Here is a 15544-nt window from a genome sequence, read left to right as displayed (position 1 = left end):
GCCCTCGCGTCAGGTGCGGTGCGTGGCCAGGGGCGAGGCGTCGCGAGTGGGCTCGGTGGCGTCCGGCAGGCAGCCCATGGCCTGGAGGGTGTGGTGCACGGCGGCATCCAGCGGCGTGTGCGGCTCCTGGCCGAGGAAGGCGCGCAGGCGCGTGTTGTCGAGGCGGGCGGGGTGCTGCCAGAGGTAGCGCATCTCGAGCAGCTCGCGCAGCGTGGTGTTGAAGGGCGAGGCGAGCCGCAGGAGGGCCCAGGGCATCCGGCGCACGGACGGGGCGGGGTGGCCGAGGACGCGCAGGATGCTCCGGCTCATCTCCGCGCCGTCTTCCAGCCAGTGGCCGCCGAAGTGGAAGCGCTCGAAGGCGGGGAGTTCCTGCTCGCGCTCGGCGAGCGCGGCCAGGGTGGCGGCGAGGTCGGGCAGGTAGGCCCAGGCATGGCCCACGCCGGGCACGTTGGGATTGGAGATGGACCGGGGCCGGGCGCCCGGCTTCACGAAGCCCTGGGAGAACCAGTTGTTGCCCGCGTGGGGCCCGAAGAAGTCACCGGCGCGCACGATGAGGGCGCGGGTGCCGCGCGCGGCCTCCTCCTCGATGCGGCGCTCCATGGCGACGCGGATGGCGCCTTTGCGGGTGTGGGGATGCTGGGGCGAGTCCTCCTTGAGCACCGGAAACGCATCGAGGCCGTAGTTGTAGATGGTGCCAGGGAGCACCAGCCGGGCACCGGACCGCCGGGCCGCCTGGAGGCTGTTCTCCAGCATGGGCAGCACGAGCTTCTCCCAATCCCGGTAGCCCGGGGGATTGACGGCGTGGACCACCAGCTGGGCGCCGCGCGAGGCCTGGATGACGTCCTCGGCGCGCAGGGCATCTCCGCGGATCCACTCCGCGCCCTCCAGCCTGGCGTGCCGCCCGCCCGCCTGGGCGCCGCGATGCAGGGCGCGCACCTTCCATCCCTTCGACAGCAAGGCGGCCGCCGTCTCCCCGCCCACTCCACCGGTTGCTCCCAACACCAACGCGATTCGTTCCTTCGCCATGAGTTCCTCCGTCGTGGTGACAGGGTGGAGAATGAGGCTTCACGGCCTCGTGGAAAATTGTCGATGTCCGTGGAGCTGTTATACGGAAATATATGGCGGACGAACTGGACTGGCAGCTGTGCCGCTCATTCCTGGCGGTGTTGGACGAAGGCAGTCTTTCGGGTGCCGCGCGGGCGCTGGGGCTGACGCAGCCGACCATCGGGCGCCACGTCGAGGCCCTGGAGCAAGCGCTCGGGACGCCGCTGTTCGTCCGCTCACCCCAGGGTCTGGTGCCCACGGAGGCGGCGTTGGAGATCCGCCCGCATGCCGAGGCGATGCGGGCGGCGGCGGCCTCGCTGCGCCGGGCGGTGTCGGGAGTGGAAGGAGGGGCGCGGGGGACGGTGCGGCTCACCGCGAGCGAGGTGGTGGGCGCGGAGGTGTTGCCGCCCATGCTCGCGCGGTTTCGCGCGCGGCATCCGGGGATTGCCCTGGAGCTGGTGCTGTCCAACCGCACGCAGGATCTGCTGAAGCGGGAATCGGACATCGCCATCCGGATGATCCGGCCCGAGCAGTCGGCGCTGTTGTCGCGCAAGGTGGGGGTGACGACCCTGGGCCTGTACGCGCACCGCGACTACCTGGCGAGACATGGGACGCCCCGGAGTCTGGAGGAGCTGGGCGGACACGCGTTGATTGGCTTCGACAAGGAGTCCCCGTCGATCCAGACCCTGCGGGCGATGGGCTTCCGGATGGACCGGGATGCGTTCGCGTTTCGCACGGACAGCGATCTCGCGCAGCTCGCCCTCATCCGGGCGGGGGCGGGGATTGGCGTCTGTCAGGTGGGGGTGGCGCGGCGGGAGGAGGCGCTCGTGCATGTGCTTCCGGAGGATTTCGCCTACCCGCTCGACCTCTGGGTCGTCATGCACGAGAACCTCCGGACGAGCGAGCCGATGCGGCTCGTCTATGATCACCTCGCCGCGGAGCTGAAAGCCTATGCGCAGACCTCCCGCCGCTGAAGTCAGACGGACGGAGGAACCACGAGCAGGCACGTGGGGGCGGGGATGTCCAGGGGCTGGCCCACGGGCGTCAGCCGTCCGGTCTGCGTGTCGCGCCGGAAGGTGACGACGGTGTTGCCCTTCTGGTTGGCCACGAGCAGGTACGCGCCCGTCGGATCGATGGCGAAGTTGCGCGGCCAGTTGATGCCGCCCGTCACATGCTCCACGAGGGTCAGCTTGCCCGCGGAATCAATGGCAAACACGACGATGCTGTCGTGGCCGCGGTTGGAGCCATAGAGGAACTTGCCGTCGGGGCTGACGTGGATGTCCGCGCAGTAGCTGGTCCCGGTGTAGCCCTCGGGCAGGGTGGAGACCGTCTGGAGCTCCGTCAGCGCGCCGCGCTCCTTGTCATAGGAGAAGGCGATGAGGGTCGAGTCCAGCTCGTTGATTCCGAAGGCGAGGTTGCCATTGGGGTGGTAGGCCAGGTGGCGCGGTCCCGCCTTGGCGCGGGTGGAGAACGAGGCGGGCTCGCCGGGCGTGAGCTTTCCCTGCCGCGCGTCGAACCGGTAGATCATGATCTTGTCCAGCCCGAGGTCCGGGGCCAGGGCGTACTGGTTGGCCGCGTCCAGCCGGATCTGATGGGCGTGGGGCTCCTGCCCGGCTTGCGTGCCCTGGTGCTGCTTCACGTCGGCGGCGGCGCCCAGTCCACCGTCCTGCAGGATGGGGAGGACGGCGACGTTGCCGCCCACGTAATTGGCCACCAGCACGTAGGCGCCCGTCGCATCCACTTCCAGGTAGCAGGGCGCGCCGCCCTGCGAGGACTGCCGGTTGATGAAGGTCAGCTCCCGGCTCTGGGCGTTGATGGCAAAGGCACTCACGGCACCACTGGCCTTGCCTTCGTACTCCACCAATTCATTGACGGCGTAAAGGTAGCGTCCCTTTGGATCCAGGGCCAGATAGGAAGGCTCGGCCACGTTCGGGGTGACCGTCAGCTTTTGGAGGGCACCGGTGGCCAGGTCCAACCGGCACAGGTAGATGCCCTCGCTGCCTCCCGAGGTGTACGTGCCCACGTAGAGCCACAGCTCGGTGGGAGCGGGGGGCTGGGGCTGCGGCGTGGGTTCTCCGTTCGAGCATGACATGACGATTCCCGTTGTGCCCAGACTCATGAGATAGACGAAATCACGGCGTGTGATGTGGGTCGGGTTCATGGCGCGGATTGAAAGCAGAAAACAATGGGTGCGCCAATCAATTAGAACCCTGACACCCCTGGCCCGGTTTCTCCGGGCATGAGAAGGTGGCGTCCGTGTCGACCACCGTCTTCCTCGTCATCCTCCTGAGCGCGGTATTGCATGCGGGGTGGAACGCCGCCGTGAAAGCGAGCGGGGATCGCACCCTGAGCATGGCGACCGTGTCCATGGCGGGCTCGTTCATGTGCATCCTCGCGCTGCCCTTCGTGGAGGGGCCGCCGCCGGAGGCCTGGCCCTGGATGTTCGCGGGCTTCCTGGGCAGCTTCGGCACGCAGGCGATCCTGGCGCGGGCGTACTCCACGGGGGAGCTCAGCGTCGCCTATCCGCTCACCCGGGGCCTCGCGCCGGTGACGGTCACCGCGGCCGGCGCGCTGCTCTTCTCCGAGGTGCCGGGGCCGCTGGGCCTGGCCGGGGTCGTGGCCATCGCGCTCGGGGTGGCGCTGCTGGCCGCGGATTCGATGCGCGCCGGGGGGCACGCGGGGACGAGCACCCTCGGCCTCGCCCTGAGCGCGGCGGTCATCACCGCGCTCTATACCCTCGCCAACGCGAAGGGGGCGCGCCTGTCTCCCAGCGCCCTGAACTACGCCGTCTGGTCCTCGGTGCCCAACGGGGTGGTGTGGTTGGGGGTGATGCTGGTGCAGCGGCGGGACTTGAAGCAGCACCTGCGCACCGACGCGCTGCGCTCGCTCGGGGGCGGTCTGGTGTCCAACGTGGCCTATGTGCTGGTGCTGTGGTGCATGCGCCAGGCGCCGGTGGCGCTCGTCTCCGCCCTGCGCGAGACGAGCGTGCTGTTCAGCATCCTGATGGGGGTGTTCTGGCTCAAGGAGCGCGCGTCCACCTGGCGCTGGATGGCCGGAGGGATGATCTGCTCCGGCCTCTTCCTGCTGCGCTCCGCCTGAGCGCGGACTGGCGTCACAAGGTGGGCAGCGAGCGCATGGAGGCGCGTCCCACCATGATGTCGACGAGCTTGCCCACGCGCCGCCAGATGCTCTCCTGCACGTAGGGCACGCCGTGCTTCTCGCACAGGGCCTTCACCCGGGGCTGGGCCTGCTGGTACTTGCGCATGGGCAGGGTCGGCCAGAGGTGGTGTTCGATCTGGTAGTTGAGGAAGCCCTGGAGGAAGTCGATTCCATCGCTCCCGGTGGCGTAGTTGGCCGAGCCCACCACCTGCCGCACCGCGAAGGTCGCGTGGCTGTCGGAGCGCCCCTGGAAGCGGTAGAGATCATCGCCCGCGTGGTTGGGGGCGATCAGCATGAAGCTCTGGAGGTTGGTGAGCAGCTCGGCGAGGACGCTGTTGACGAAGACGCTGAACACCGCCCAGGCGCCCAGGGGCGCGAACAGGGCGGGCAGGAGCACGAAGCGCAGGGCCGCGTAGGGCAGCAGGCAGGTGCGCCAGAAGTCCCGGCCCTGGGGGGTGAGCGGGTTGAAGGCCGTCACCAGCGGGGGCGTGCCGAACTCCTCGGCCCCGCCCGCGCGGCGCCGCTCGGCCCGGCGCCACTCGAAGAAGGTGTTGGGCGCGTAGTATGTCACCTTCCAGGTGCAGGCGAAGAAGGCCACGATCCCGTACTTGGCCCACAGCGGCATGGACGAGCGGCGCAGCCACTCGGTGTTCTCCTCCACCAGATCCGGGTCCGCCGTCTCACCCGTGCGCCCGTGGTGCAGGGTGTTGTGCTCGTGGCGCCACGCCTCGGGGTGGATCCAATCCGGCCAGTCGATGAAGCGGCGCCAGCCGGTGGCGAAGCGCTTCCCGGTGGAGTGCTCGGGCATGCCGGGCACGCGGTCATACCCCCGGTGCGTGACGTGGTGGGCCATCATCGTCCAGCGCGCCGTGTTGCCCTGCGCGATGAGCAGCGCGGACAGCGGGTTGGGCATCAACCAGGACGTCGCATACCCGAGCAGCGAACACACCCGGCCCCAGCGCTGGATCTTCCGGAAGTGCGCGTGGTCCTCGGGACCGATGGAGGACTCCAGCTCCACGCGCAGGGCTTGAAGGTCGCGGGCGAAGGCTTCCTCATCGATGTCCGGGAAGACTGCCGGGGGGGGCGCTTCCGTGCGGTAGGCGACGGCCGTGGTCATGAAGATGTGGGCTCCTGGTTGCTCGTGCGGTCGGTGGTGGCCACGAGGCTCGCCCATCGTGAGCGAGGACCGCTAGAACTATCGTCCCGGAGAAAGCACTCCGGCGGGCCGGGCTCACGCGCCCGCCTGGCACACGGCCAGGAAGACGTGGCACTCCATGTATGACCATTCCGTCACGTGAGTGTTTGCTCCGGGCCGTCCGCCGCCTGTCCCGGGGCGCCTGCTTCCCCCTTGCCGCCCCCCCGGGCCCATGTTACGCCGCGTCCCGAACCTCCTTGACTCCGCGAGTAAGAATCATTCTCAATATGGTTTCTCCAATTCGAAGCAGGCGTGCGTGGGCGGGTCTCTCCTTCGCGTTCGCGACGGCGGCGGTGGCGCAGGAGTCGGGGGAGGCGCTCACCCTGGACACCGTGAAGGTGGAGGGCGAGCGGGAGCGCGCGGCGGATCCCGTCGTGGGCTACACCGCCCGGCGCAGCGCGAGCGGCACCAAGACGGACACGTCGCTGCTGGAGACGCCCCAGTCCATCTCCGTGGTGGGCCGGGAGCAGATGGAGGCCCAGCAGGCGCAGTCCATCGTCGAGGCCACGCGCTACACGCCCGGGGTGCGCTCGGAGACGTTCGGCGGGGACTCGCGCAATGACTGGTTCCTGGTGCGCGGCTTCACCGCCCAGGAGTCCGGCTACTACCTCGACGGGCTGCAACTGCCCGCCGGCTCCTTCGCCACCTGGCGCCTCGAGCCGTTCGGCATGGAGCGCATCGAGGCGGTGCGCGGCCCCTCTTCGGTCCTCTTCGGAGGCACCAATCCGGGAGGTCTGCTCAACCTCGTGAGCAAGAAGCCCCCCACGGAGGCGGTGCGGCACGTGGAGCTGGGCGTCAACGAGTACGTCAACGGCTACGGCGCGGTCGATCTGGGCGGCCCCATCGGCGAGGGCGGACAGTGGTTCTACCGGGTGACGGCGCTCGCCCGGGGCGGCAACACCCAGGTGCGCTACACCGACAACAACCGGCTCTTCCTCGCGCCGAGCCTCACCTGGAAGCCCACCGAGCGCACCTCGCTCACCCTGCACGGCAGCTACCTGCTCGATCGCACCCGCGGGCAGAACTTCCTGCCTTACGAGGGCACCGTCGTGGACGCGCCGTATGGGCGCATTCCCACGGACCTCTTCACGAGCGATCCCAGCCTGGATCGCTTCAAGCGCGACCAGGGCCTGGTGGGCTACGAGTTCGAGCACCGCTTCGATGACACGTGGACGGTGCGGCAGAACCTGCGCTACGGCCACCTCGCCATCGATTTCAAGAACCTCTACGGCGTGGGCTATGCCGGCCCGCCCGGCGAGGCCCAGCTCGCTCGCGGCAACTTCGTGACGACGCCGACGGTCGGGCTGTTCACCGTCGACAACCAGGCCGAGCTGCGTTTCTCCACCGGCCCCGTGCGCCACACCGTCCTCGTGGGGCTCGACTACAAGCACTACGCGCTCGATGACGAGCAGGGCTACGAGGCCGGCACGCCCCTGGACCTGCGCAACCCCACCTACGCCACCTACGCGCCCACCGAATCGCGCTACGCCGTCAACGCCATCCGCCAGAACCAGCTCGGCGTGTACGCGCAGGATCAGCTCCGGTTCCTCGAGCGCCTGCACCTGGTGCTGAGCGGACGTCATGACTGGGTGGGCCTGAGCCTGGACAACGCGCTCACGCCAGCGTCGAGCTATGACGGCGGCCAGCGGGCCTTCAGTGGCCGCGCGGGCCTGCTGTATGCCTTCGACAGTGGCTTCGCGCCGTACGTGAGCTACTCCCGCTCCTTCAATCCGGTGGCGGGCACCACCGCCGAGGGGACGCTCTTCGAGCCCGAGCGGGGCACGCAGCTCGAGGCGGGCGTGAAGTTCCAGCCGGAGGACACACGGACCTCGCTGGGGTTGTCCGTCTTCGAGCTGCGGCGCGAGAACTTCCTGACGACGGAGGGCTTCGTGCAGCGGCAGATTGGCGAGGTGCGCTCCCGGGGCCTGGAGTTCGAGGCGAACGCGAGCCTGACGCAGGGGCTGAACCTCGTGGGCTCGGCGTCGCTCTACCAGCTCGCCATCACCCAGGGAGTGGAGCTCGAGCAGGGCAAGCGGCCCACGGGCGTGCCGGAGTTCCTCTCGTCGCTCTGGCTCGACTACACCCTACCGGACGGCGTCCTGAAGGGCCTGGGCGCCGGGGCGGGTGTGCGCTACGTCGGCCAATCCTTCGTCGATCGCGCCAATACGTTGTCCGTGCCGGGCTATGTGCTCGTGGACGCGGGCGTGCACTACGAGCGCGAGCACTGGCGGGCGGCCGTCAACGCCTCGAACCTGCTGGATGCCACGTATGTGTCGTCCTGCAGCTCGGAGGCGGCCTGCTTCTACGGCGACCGGCGCCGCGCCATGCTCAACGTCGGCTATACGTGGTAGTGCGCGCGAGCCCCCGGGCGAGGGCTCCACAGCCCAGGGCGAGCAGGCACAGCAGCACCTCCGTGAGGAACACCGACGGCAGTCCCCGCGCGAGCGCGGTGAACAGGTGGGCCTCCTGGAACACCACGTCCGTGGCGGCGACGCCCGCGTAGAGCGCCGCCGCCCCCGTGCACAGCCACACTCCCGCCCGGAGGGGCGGGACGCGGGGCAGCAAGGTGAGCGCGGCCGAGAGCGCCCAGGCCCCGAGGAACAGGCCGAACTCCCAATCGGCCCGCCGTGCCAGCGCCTCCGGCAGCGCGCGGTTGCTCGCGAAGTAGACCGCGGCGGCGAGGACGAGTCCTCCGGACACGCCCACCGTCAGCCGCTCCAGCAGGCGGTTGCCCCGGTGGGTGCGCGGCTCGTCCCGGCGCTCCAACCAGATGAGGTTGCCCGTGAGGAGCACTCCGCACATCGCGAGCGCCAGCAGGGCGTAGAGGCCCTTGAGCAAGAGGCCCCCATAGTGGGCGTAGTGCAGATCGAAGAGGACGCGCTCGAAGCTGAACGAGGGGGTCCGGGAGTCGATGCTCGTGCCGAACGTCTCTCCGCTCACCGAGTCGACGAAGGCGTAGTGGTCCGCGCCGAGCGGCGCCATCTGGAAGAAGACGCCCACCCAGGCCTTCTCGTCGCCCCAGAAGTGCAGGTCGACGTAGCGCGGCGTGCCTTCGGCTCCGGGAACGGAGGCGCGGGCGCGGGCGACGGTCTCATCCAGGGGCCGCATGGCCGCCTCGCGGTGGGCCTCCTCCCGCACCGGCTGGGCGTAGCCCCGGAGTTGGTTCACCCGGGCCGGGTCTCCCCGGAACACACCGGACGCGAGCCCCTGGCCCATGAGGCCCGCCAGGCACAGCACCGCCCCTGTCCAGCCCATCATCGCCGTGAAGGGCAGCCCGAACACCCCGAGCACCTTGTGCGCGTCCGAGGAGGAGAAGCGCGGCTTCACCTCTGGCCGGAACCGCCACCACTGCTGGCGCAGATCCTTGAGGTGGATGACGAGTCCGCTCACGAGTGTGACGAGCAGCGCGACCGCCACCAGCCCGGAGAACTCCTGGCCCCGGGGAAGGCGGTAGAAGAAGTGCAGCCAGTACAGCTCGCTCGCCAACCGGCTGCGCTCGGGCAGCACCTCGCCCGTGAGGGGATCCAGCCAGAGCACCCGTGTCCCCGTGGGCTCGAACACGTAGGCGGTGACGAGCCGCGTCTCCTCGTGCGTCAGCAATCCCAGGTTCGTGCCGCGCGGCAGCGGGACGTGGGCCCTCACGCGCTCGAGCAGCGCATTGAAGGACGGAGGGGACTCGCCGGGCGGCGCGCTCTGGAACGCGGGCTCCTGCCAGACCTCGATGTCCTCGCGGAACAGCGAGAAGACGCCGCAGAAGAAGATGACGAACAGGAAGAGGCTCGCGATGACTCCGGCCCACGCATGCAAGTCCCACTGGATGCGGAAGGTACGGGGGGAGAGCTTCACCCGGACCTCCGCGCCGCCAGCGCCACGGCGATGGGCAGCACGATGGCGAGGCACACGCCCCACGCCACCCGGCCGTCCCTCATCATCGGCAGCACGCACGCGAGCACCACCCAGAGCGGCACCATGACGTGGAAGCCGAGGGCGAAGGCCCACACCCCGGAGACGGGCAGGAACGCCACCAGGGCCGCCCCCACCGAGAACGCGACGAGCGGCGCGCCCAGCAGCGCGGCCAGGGTGCGCGCGGCGCTGTGGTTCGCCGCCTTGCTCAACACGGAGTCCGTCACCTGGAGACTCCCGCGATCACCACCGGCACGAGCCCCACGAGCCCGCTCACCAGCGCCACCGTGCGCGCTCGCTCGGGGCGGGGCGCCAGTACGAGCACCAGCACCGACGCCGCCGCCATGGCGAGCACGAGCGTCACGATGAGTCCCTGGAGGACCCCGAGCCCGGCCACCGCCGAGGCCGTTGCGGCGAGCGCGAGGGGGGCCGCCACCCACCGGGAGGCTCCGCGGCCGCCCTGGCCCAGGACCGAGACCGCCGAGAGGGAGAACGCGAGCGCGGCGAGACTCAGCATCGCGCTCCCCGCTTCCCGTCTGTCAGACACGCTGGCTGAAGATGCAAATGACTCGCGTTTTCATCTGGAGCGGCCCGGCTGTCAAGCGCCTTGGCGCTCTCCAGGTGCTCCCTCCGGGTTGGTACGGCGGCGCGGAATGCACAGCGTTCGGAGAGGAGGCATTCATGGGCAAGGCACTGGCTGAGACGAAGCTCTTCGCGGGTTACGGCAACACGGAGATGCCACTCGGCTCCTATGCGGTGCTCATGGGCGTCTACAGCTCCGCGCTGGCGGGCTACTTCGCGTGGAGGGGAGGGCGGGGCCGGAGCGCGTTTCCGCGGATGAGCCTGGAGGACGTGGCGCTGTTCGGTCTGGCCACCCACAAGGTCACGCGCATCCTCGCCAAGGACTTCGTGACCGCGCCCGTCCGGGCGCCCTTCGTCCGCTTCGAGAGCACGGACCGCGCGAGCGAGGTGACGGAGTCCTCGCGGGGGCGGGGCCTGCGCCGGGCCGTGGGCGACCTCCTCTCGTGCCCCTTCTGCCTTGGGCCCTGGGTCGCGGGAGCGCTCGCCTGTCTGCATGCCGTGCGTCCGAGGGAGACCCGCCTCGTCGCCTCCATCTTCGCCCTCACCACGCTCTCCGACTTCCTCCAGCGCTCCTATGAATGGGTGGGGCAGGAGTTGAAGCGCACCCGCGAGCGCGCCGAGGCGCTCGAGGTCTCCGAGGGCTCCCTGCGCGAGCCGGAGCCTACGCCGACCCACTGAGCGTGCTGGTCAGTTCGCCCTCATCGAAAGGCGCGAGCGAACGCCTCTAGGGCAGAGGTGAGATCTTCCAGAGCTGGATCACTTTGAGGGAGCTTGTTCTTCGGCTGCTGAAAGAACGTTTCGGCGCCGGAGAGAACAGCCCGGCATAGGGTCGTGGCATCCACTTCGCCGAGACGGCTCGCACCGCATTGGATGGCGATACGTTCCCCCTTCGTCTTCCGGAAGCTCACGGAGAACGACGAGTCGGCTCCAACAAAGGTGTATTCGCTTCGCCTCTCCAGCAGGAACCGACGCAGTCCATCGAGAATCTCCACGATGGCGATGGCGAGCATCATGGCTTGATCCGGTGTCCTGCCCCGCGAGCTACAGATGCCTTTTTCGCTCACGAACGTCATGTGCCCCAGGTCAAAGCCCGAGCGTGTGGAGGTCCTCGGTTCATCGGCCCACTCACATTGGAACTGGAACATCTATCCGCCCCTGCCTGGGAACATCGTAATGACCCGCCCCTTCCGTCAGCACCTCGTGCAGCAGGTGGTAGACGGCCATGCGCGGCGGGAACGAGCCCAGCGTCACGGGCTTGTTCAGCAGCACCGTCAACACCCGGGCCGCCTCCTGGGGCGTGAGGGGAGCGCCTCGCGGAGGCTCGTCGTTGACGTTGTCCAGGCCCGCCAGCAGCAGCAGGTACTCGAAGGCGTCCGCTTGCCTGGCTCCGCTGGCCACCGCGCGCACGGCCATTTCCGCCGGGCTCCCCATGGCCACCTTCGTGCCCTGTACGCGCTCTCTCGCCTCATCGGGAGGCTTGTCGAGTCCTTCCGCCTGAGAGAGGAGCAGTAGCACCAGCAGCGTGGACGTCATCAGCGCCTCCGTTGGTTGACTCCCAAGGGGTCAAAAAAGGCCGGGGAACTCGTGGGCCACCGTCGGCATGCGTAGTGAGCGCGCCGGTCATGTGCGTGGCGGGCGCCGACTGTAACCCGTGCTCCACTTCACGTTGGGGGCTCTGCTTCCCTTGATCCCGACTTCGTGCGTGCCGACCTTGCGGCGCCACGGACGGATGGCGGTGGGAGGGAGGGCACATGGAAAGGCCAGGGGCCAGGGGCGGACGATGCTTCATGGGCACGGGAGGGTTGCTCTCCTGTCTTCTCCTTCTCGCGTGTGAGCCCCCCACGGAAGAGATGGTGGCCGTGACGCTGGAGGTCCCCAGTGTCGCGCAACCCTCACGCGAGGAGCCTTCCTCCTCGAGGCCACCGCCCGAGCAGCCAGCGCCCACGCCACCGGCACCCACGCAGCCTCCTCCCACGCAGCCGCCACCCACGCAGCCTCCTCCCGAGGTTCCCCAGGGCCGCTCCTGGTTCGTGAGCACGAAGGGACGGGATGACGCGGCGGGGACGCGCGAGGCGCCGCTGCGCACCATTGGCCGGGCCGCGGAGCGCGCGCGTCCGGGCGAGCTCATCCGGGTGCTCTCCGGCGTGTACCCCGAGGAGCTCATCCTGGGCTCGAAAGGCTCGGGCGCGGCGGCCATCACCGTGCGCGGCGAGGGCTCGCCCCTGCCCACCGTCGCTCCGGGCAACACGCGGCGCAGCACGGTCATCCGCGTGCAGGGGCGCTGGAACCTGGAGAACCTGCGGGTGGATGTCGGGGGCAAGCCGATGTTCGCCATCGTCTTCGAGAGCGGGGCCGGCGGCTCCACCCTGTCCGGGAGCGAGCTGCGCAGTGGCACCTTGAGCGCGGGCGTGCTCGTGGATGGCCCGAAGGGCCTCACGCTGCGCGACAACACCATCCACCACTTCATCAAGCCCGGAGAGGACTCTCACGGCGTGGTCGTGGTGGGCCCCTCGCGCGACGTCGTGATCCGGGACAATGACATCCATCACAACTCGGGGGATTCCGTCCAATGCCAGGCGGGGACGGCTCCCGCCACAGGGCTCGTCATCGAGAACAACACGATGCATGACGAGGGCGAGAACGGCGTGGACATCAAGCAGTGCGACGGCGTGATCGTGCGCGGCAATGTCATCTCCAGCGTGCCCAACACGGCCATCCGCGCCGCGGGCTCTTCCGCGGGCGAGGGGGTGGTCATCCACCTCTCCGCCCGCAACGTCACCGTCCTGGACAACACCATCACCAACGCGGGCCGGGGCATCTCCATCCTGCAGGACGCCGCGCCCCCCGCGCACATCTGGGTGGAGGGCAACTACCTGCGCAACATCCGCGACAACCCCCAGGGCAACGGGTTCGGCATCCGGGTGGAGGGGGGCCGGGACGTGGTGGTGGTGGGCAACACGGTCGAGTACTCGGCCAACTACGCGCTGATGCTGGCCGCGGACGGCAAGAGCGTCATGGGTCTCCAGGTGCGCGACAATACCCTGCGGGGGGGCGCGGACGCCCCGCTGCTGCGCCTGGGCGGAGAGGGGTTCCGTCCGGACATGGAGCTCGAGGGCAACTTCTACTCCCTGGGCGGCATCCTGAAGGCCGATGGCGTGATGCATCTGCTCGAGGGGCCGCTGTCGCCCTTCCGGGTGGACTTTCCGGGCGAGCGGCTCACACTCTCCGACCCGGACAAGCTCCGGGTGTGGCGGCAGGTGATGGGGGTGGACTCGGGGACGGCCCTCATCGAGTGACTTTCCTTCCTGGCGAGGGTTGACCCGGTCGCGGGCTCGGGGGAAGTGTTGACCCGGTCGAGTCTTCGCGGAGGGTCCATGGGTCATGTCGTGAGCAAGCTGGGCTGGGCAGTGCTCGCCTGTGTGGGTGCGGCCTGTCTGGGCGTGGTGGCGTTGCACCGGGGGGAAACCCTCAACGCCACCTGGTTGGTGGTGGCCGCGGTCTGCGTCTACCTCATCGGCTACCGCTTCTATGGGCGCTTCATCGCGCGCACGGCCCTGAGATTGGATCCCAACCGGGCCACTCCCGCCCAGTTGCGCAACGATGGCCTGGATTACGTGCCCACGGACAAGTGGGTGCTGTTCGGCCACCACTTCGCCGCCATCGCCGGAGCGGGGCCGCTGGTGGGGCCGGTGCTCGCCGCGCAGATGGGCTACCTGCCTGGGACGATGTGGATCCTCTTCGGCGTGGTGCTGGCCGGCGCGGTGCAGGACTTCATCGTCCTCTTCCTGTCCACGCGCCGTGACGGCAAGTCCCTGGGTGACATCGTGCGCCTGGAGATGGGGCCCGCCGCGGGCGTGGTGGCCATGGTGGGCGTGTTGATGATCATGATGATCATCCTCGCGGTGCTGGCGCTCGTCGTCGTCAAGGCGCTCGCGTCGAGCCCCTGGGGCACCTTCACCGTGGCGATGACCATTCCCATCGCCCTGCTCATGGGCATCTACCTGCGCACCCTGCGCCCGGGCCGCGTGCTGGAGGTCTCCGTCATCGGCTTCGTGCTGCTGATGCTGTCCATCTGGCTGGGGGGCCGGGTGGCCGATTCGCCCTCGCTCGCGCCGCTGTTCACCTATGACGGCAAGGCCCTGGCGTGGATGCTCATCGCCTATGGCTTCTGCGCCGCGGTGCTGCCGGTGTGGCTGCTGCTGGCGCCGCGCGACTACCTGTCCACCTTCCTGAAGATCGGCACCGTGCTGGTGCTGGCGCTGGGCATCGTGCTGGCCGCGCCGGATCTTCGCATGCCCGCGATCACCCGCTTCGTGGATGGCACGGGGCCGGTGTTCTCCGGCGGCTTGTTCCCCTTCCTGTTCATCACCATCGCGTGTGGCGCGGTGTCGGGGTGGCACTCGCTCATCGCCTCGGGCACCACGCCCAAGATGCTGGCCAACGAGAGCGAGTCGCTCCTGGTGGGCTACGGCGCCATGCTCATGGAGTCCTTCGTCGCCATCATGGCGCTCATCGCCGCCACGGTGCTGGATCCGGGCGTGTACTTCGCCATGAACTCGCCGCCCGCGGTGATTGGCACCACGGTCGAGCAGGCGGCGCGGGTGGTGGGGCAGTGGGGCTTCGTCATCACCCCCGAGATGCTCGCCCAGACGGCGAAGGACATCGGCGAGTCCTCCATCCTGTCGCGTGCTGGCGGCGCGCCCACGCTCGCGGTGGGCATGGCGCAGATCCTCCATGGCCTGGTGGGCGGGGAGGGGATGATGGCCTTCTGGTACCACTACGCCATCCTGTTCGAGGCGCTCTTCATCCTCACCACGGTGGACGCGGGCACGCGCGTGGGCCGCTTCATGATCCAGGAGCTGGCGGGGCTCGTCTACGCGCCCCTGCGCAGGACCGACTCCTGGGGCGCCAACCTGGCCGCCACGGCGGTGTGCGTGGGCGGCTGGGGCTACTTCCTCTACCAGGGCGTGGTGGATCCACTCGGCGGCATCAACACGCTCTGGCCCCTGTTCGGCATCGCCAACCAGATGCTGGCGGCCATCGCGCTGACGCTCTCGTGCGTGGTGCTCGTGAAGATGAAGCGCGAGCGCTACGCGTGGATCCCCGCGCTGCCCACCGTGTGGCTGGTGTGCTGCACGCTGACGGCCGGCTGGCAGAAGGTGTTCAGCTCGGACGTGCGCGTGAGCTTCCTCGCCCACGCCCGTGCGTTCTCGGCCGCCGCCGAGCAGGGCAAGGTGCTGGCTCCGGCGAAGACCGTGGCGGACATGCAGCAGGTCATCACCAATGACTACGTGGATGCCTCCCTGACGGTGCTGTTCATGCTGGTGGTGGTGGTGATCGTCGGCTTCGGCGTGCGCGCGATTCTGGCCGCCCGGCGCTCGGCGGAGCCCACGGCGCGCGAGACGGCTCCCACGTCCCTTCCGGCGGTGGGCTCCTGACATGGCGGGCGCGAGCGAGGTGCTGCGGCACTTCTGGCGCCGGGCGGTGCAGACCGCCCGGTTGATCATCGGCGTGCCCGACTACGACACCTACGTGGCGCACATGCGCGCGAAGCATCCGGAGCGCGGGGTGATGAGCTACGAGGAGTTCTTCGACGAGCGCATGCGGGCGCGCTACCGGAGTGGAGGCGGACGCTGCTGTTGAGCCGTGACGGAGGGGGGG

15 protein-coding genes are annotated in these 15544 nt (G+C 69.3%); 7 read left to right on the top strand and 8 right to left on the bottom strand.

Annotated features, from left to right (window positions below; genetic code table 11):
- Nucleotides 1-9 precede the first annotated feature (9 nt).
- On the bottom strand, nucleotides 10-1026 hold the full coding sequence (locus tag F0U63_RS37300) for an NAD-dependent epimerase/dehydratase family protein (protein WP_395837689.1): 1017 nt from the start codon (nucleotides 1024-1026) through the stop codon (nucleotides 10-12).
- 92 nt (nucleotides 1027-1118) lie between these two features.
- On the opposite strand from F0U63_RS37300, the gene F0U63_RS37295 reads away from it, so the two are divergent.
- Nucleotides 1119-2018, top strand: coding sequence for a LysR family transcriptional regulator (locus F0U63_RS37295; protein WP_395837687.1), 900 nt, complete (start codon nucleotides 1119-1121; stop codon nucleotides 2016-2018).
- A 2-nt stretch (nucleotides 2019-2020) separates the two neighbouring features.
- Here the strand turns inward: F0U63_RS37295 and F0U63_RS37290 are convergent, their stop codons facing one another.
- Nucleotides 2021-3136: a lactonase family protein gene (locus F0U63_RS37290; protein ID WP_395837685.1), complete on the bottom strand. Its 1116-nt coding sequence runs from the start codon at nucleotides 3134-3136 to the stop codon at nucleotides 2021-2023.
- Between the two features lie 164 nt (nucleotides 3137-3300).
- On the opposite strand from F0U63_RS37290, the gene F0U63_RS37285 reads away from it, so the two are divergent.
- Nucleotides 3301-4143: a GRP family sugar transporter gene (locus F0U63_RS37285; protein WP_395837682.1), complete on the top strand. Its 843-nt coding sequence runs from the start codon at nucleotides 3301-3303 to the stop codon at nucleotides 4141-4143.
- A gap of 13 nt (nucleotides 4144-4156) precedes the next feature.
- Here the strand turns inward: F0U63_RS37285 and F0U63_RS37280 are convergent, their stop codons facing one another.
- Nucleotides 4157-5320: a fatty acid desaturase family protein gene (locus F0U63_RS37280; protein WP_395837680.1), complete on the bottom strand. Its 1164-nt coding sequence runs from the start codon at nucleotides 5318-5320 to the stop codon at nucleotides 4157-4159.
- Nucleotides 5321-5625: 305 nt separating this feature from the next.
- Between F0U63_RS37280 and F0U63_RS37275 the strand changes: the two genes are divergently transcribed.
- Complete coding sequence (locus F0U63_RS37275) at nucleotides 5626-7749, top strand: TonB-dependent siderophore receptor (protein WP_395837678.1); 2124 nt, start codon at nucleotides 5626-5628, stop codon at nucleotides 7747-7749.
- Here the strand turns inward: F0U63_RS37275 and F0U63_RS37270 are convergent.
- Genes F0U63_RS37270 through F0U63_RS37260 form a run of 3 tightly spaced genes read right to left on the bottom strand, consistent with a single transcriptional unit; the run spans nucleotide 7727 to nucleotide 9818 of the window.
- The gene (locus tag F0U63_RS37270) at nucleotides 7727-9244 is read right to left on the bottom strand and encodes a PepSY-associated TM helix domain-containing protein (protein ID WP_395837676.1); all 1518 of its coding nucleotides are present in this window, start codon (nucleotides 9242-9244) and stop codon (nucleotides 7727-7729) included. The two genes, F0U63_RS37275 and F0U63_RS37270, sit on opposite strands and share 23 nt — an antisense overlap.
- Nucleotides 9241-9528 (bottom strand): hypothetical protein, encoded by a 288-nt coding sequence (locus tag F0U63_RS37265; protein WP_395837674.1) that lies wholly within the window; start codon nucleotides 9526-9528, stop codon nucleotides 9241-9243. The genes F0U63_RS37270 and F0U63_RS37265 overlap by 4 nt, the downstream gene beginning before the upstream one ends.
- On the bottom strand, nucleotides 9525-9818 hold the full coding sequence (locus F0U63_RS37260; RefSeq protein ID WP_395837672.1) for a hypothetical protein: 294 nt from the start codon (nucleotides 9816-9818) through the stop codon (nucleotides 9525-9527). Before F0U63_RS37260 ends, F0U63_RS37265 begins: the two co-directional genes overlap by 4 nt.
- A 164-nt stretch (nucleotides 9819-9982) precedes the next feature.
- On the opposite strand from F0U63_RS37260, the gene F0U63_RS37255 reads away from it, so the two are divergent.
- On the top strand, nucleotides 9983-10561 hold the full coding sequence (locus F0U63_RS37255; RefSeq protein WP_395837670.1) for a DUF1360 domain-containing protein: 579 nt from the start codon (nucleotides 9983-9985) through the stop codon (nucleotides 10559-10561).
- Between the two features lie 20 nt (nucleotides 10562-10581).
- Here the strand turns inward: F0U63_RS37255 and F0U63_RS37250 are convergent, their stop codons facing one another.
- Entirely contained in the window at nucleotides 10582-10896 is a 315-nt protein-coding gene (locus F0U63_RS37250; RefSeq protein ID WP_395837668.1) for a hypothetical protein, read from the bottom strand.
- Nucleotides 10897-11008: 112 nt separating this feature from the next.
- On the bottom strand, nucleotides 11009-11416 hold the full coding sequence (locus tag F0U63_RS37245) for a hypothetical protein (RefSeq protein ID WP_395837666.1): 408 nt from the start codon (nucleotides 11414-11416) through the stop codon (nucleotides 11009-11011).
- 317 nt (nucleotides 11417-11733) lie between these two features.
- Here F0U63_RS37245 and F0U63_RS37240 point away from each other — a divergent pair, with 317 nt between their 5' ends.
- The 3 genes from F0U63_RS37240 to F0U63_RS37230 all read left to right on the top strand — a co-directional run bounded on the left by F0U63_RS37240 (nucleotide 11734) and on the right by F0U63_RS37230 (nucleotide 15526).
- Nucleotides 11734-13179, top strand: a complete 1446-nt coding sequence (locus F0U63_RS37240) for a nitrous oxide reductase family maturation protein NosD (protein ID WP_395837664.1) — start codon at nucleotides 11734-11736, stop codon at nucleotides 13177-13179.
- Nucleotides 13180-13257: 78 nt separating this feature from the next.
- Nucleotides 13258-15321: a carbon starvation CstA family protein gene (locus F0U63_RS37235; protein ID WP_395837662.1), complete on the top strand. Its 2064-nt coding sequence runs from the start codon at nucleotides 13258-13260 to the stop codon at nucleotides 15319-15321.
- 1 nt (nucleotide 15322) lies between these two features.
- Entirely contained in the window at nucleotides 15323-15526 is a 204-nt protein-coding gene (locus tag F0U63_RS37230) for a YbdD/YjiX family protein (RefSeq protein ID WP_395837660.1), read from the top strand.
- Nucleotides 15527-15544: the final 18 nt, after the last annotated feature.

Source organism: Cystobacter fuscus (assembly GCF_044360685.1).
Lineage (GTDB): Bacteria > Myxococcota > Myxococcia > Myxococcales > Myxococcaceae > Cystobacter > Cystobacter fuscus_C.
The sequence above is the reverse complement of the archived record's forward strand: the minus strand, read 5'-3'. Positions and strand labels throughout refer to the sequence as shown.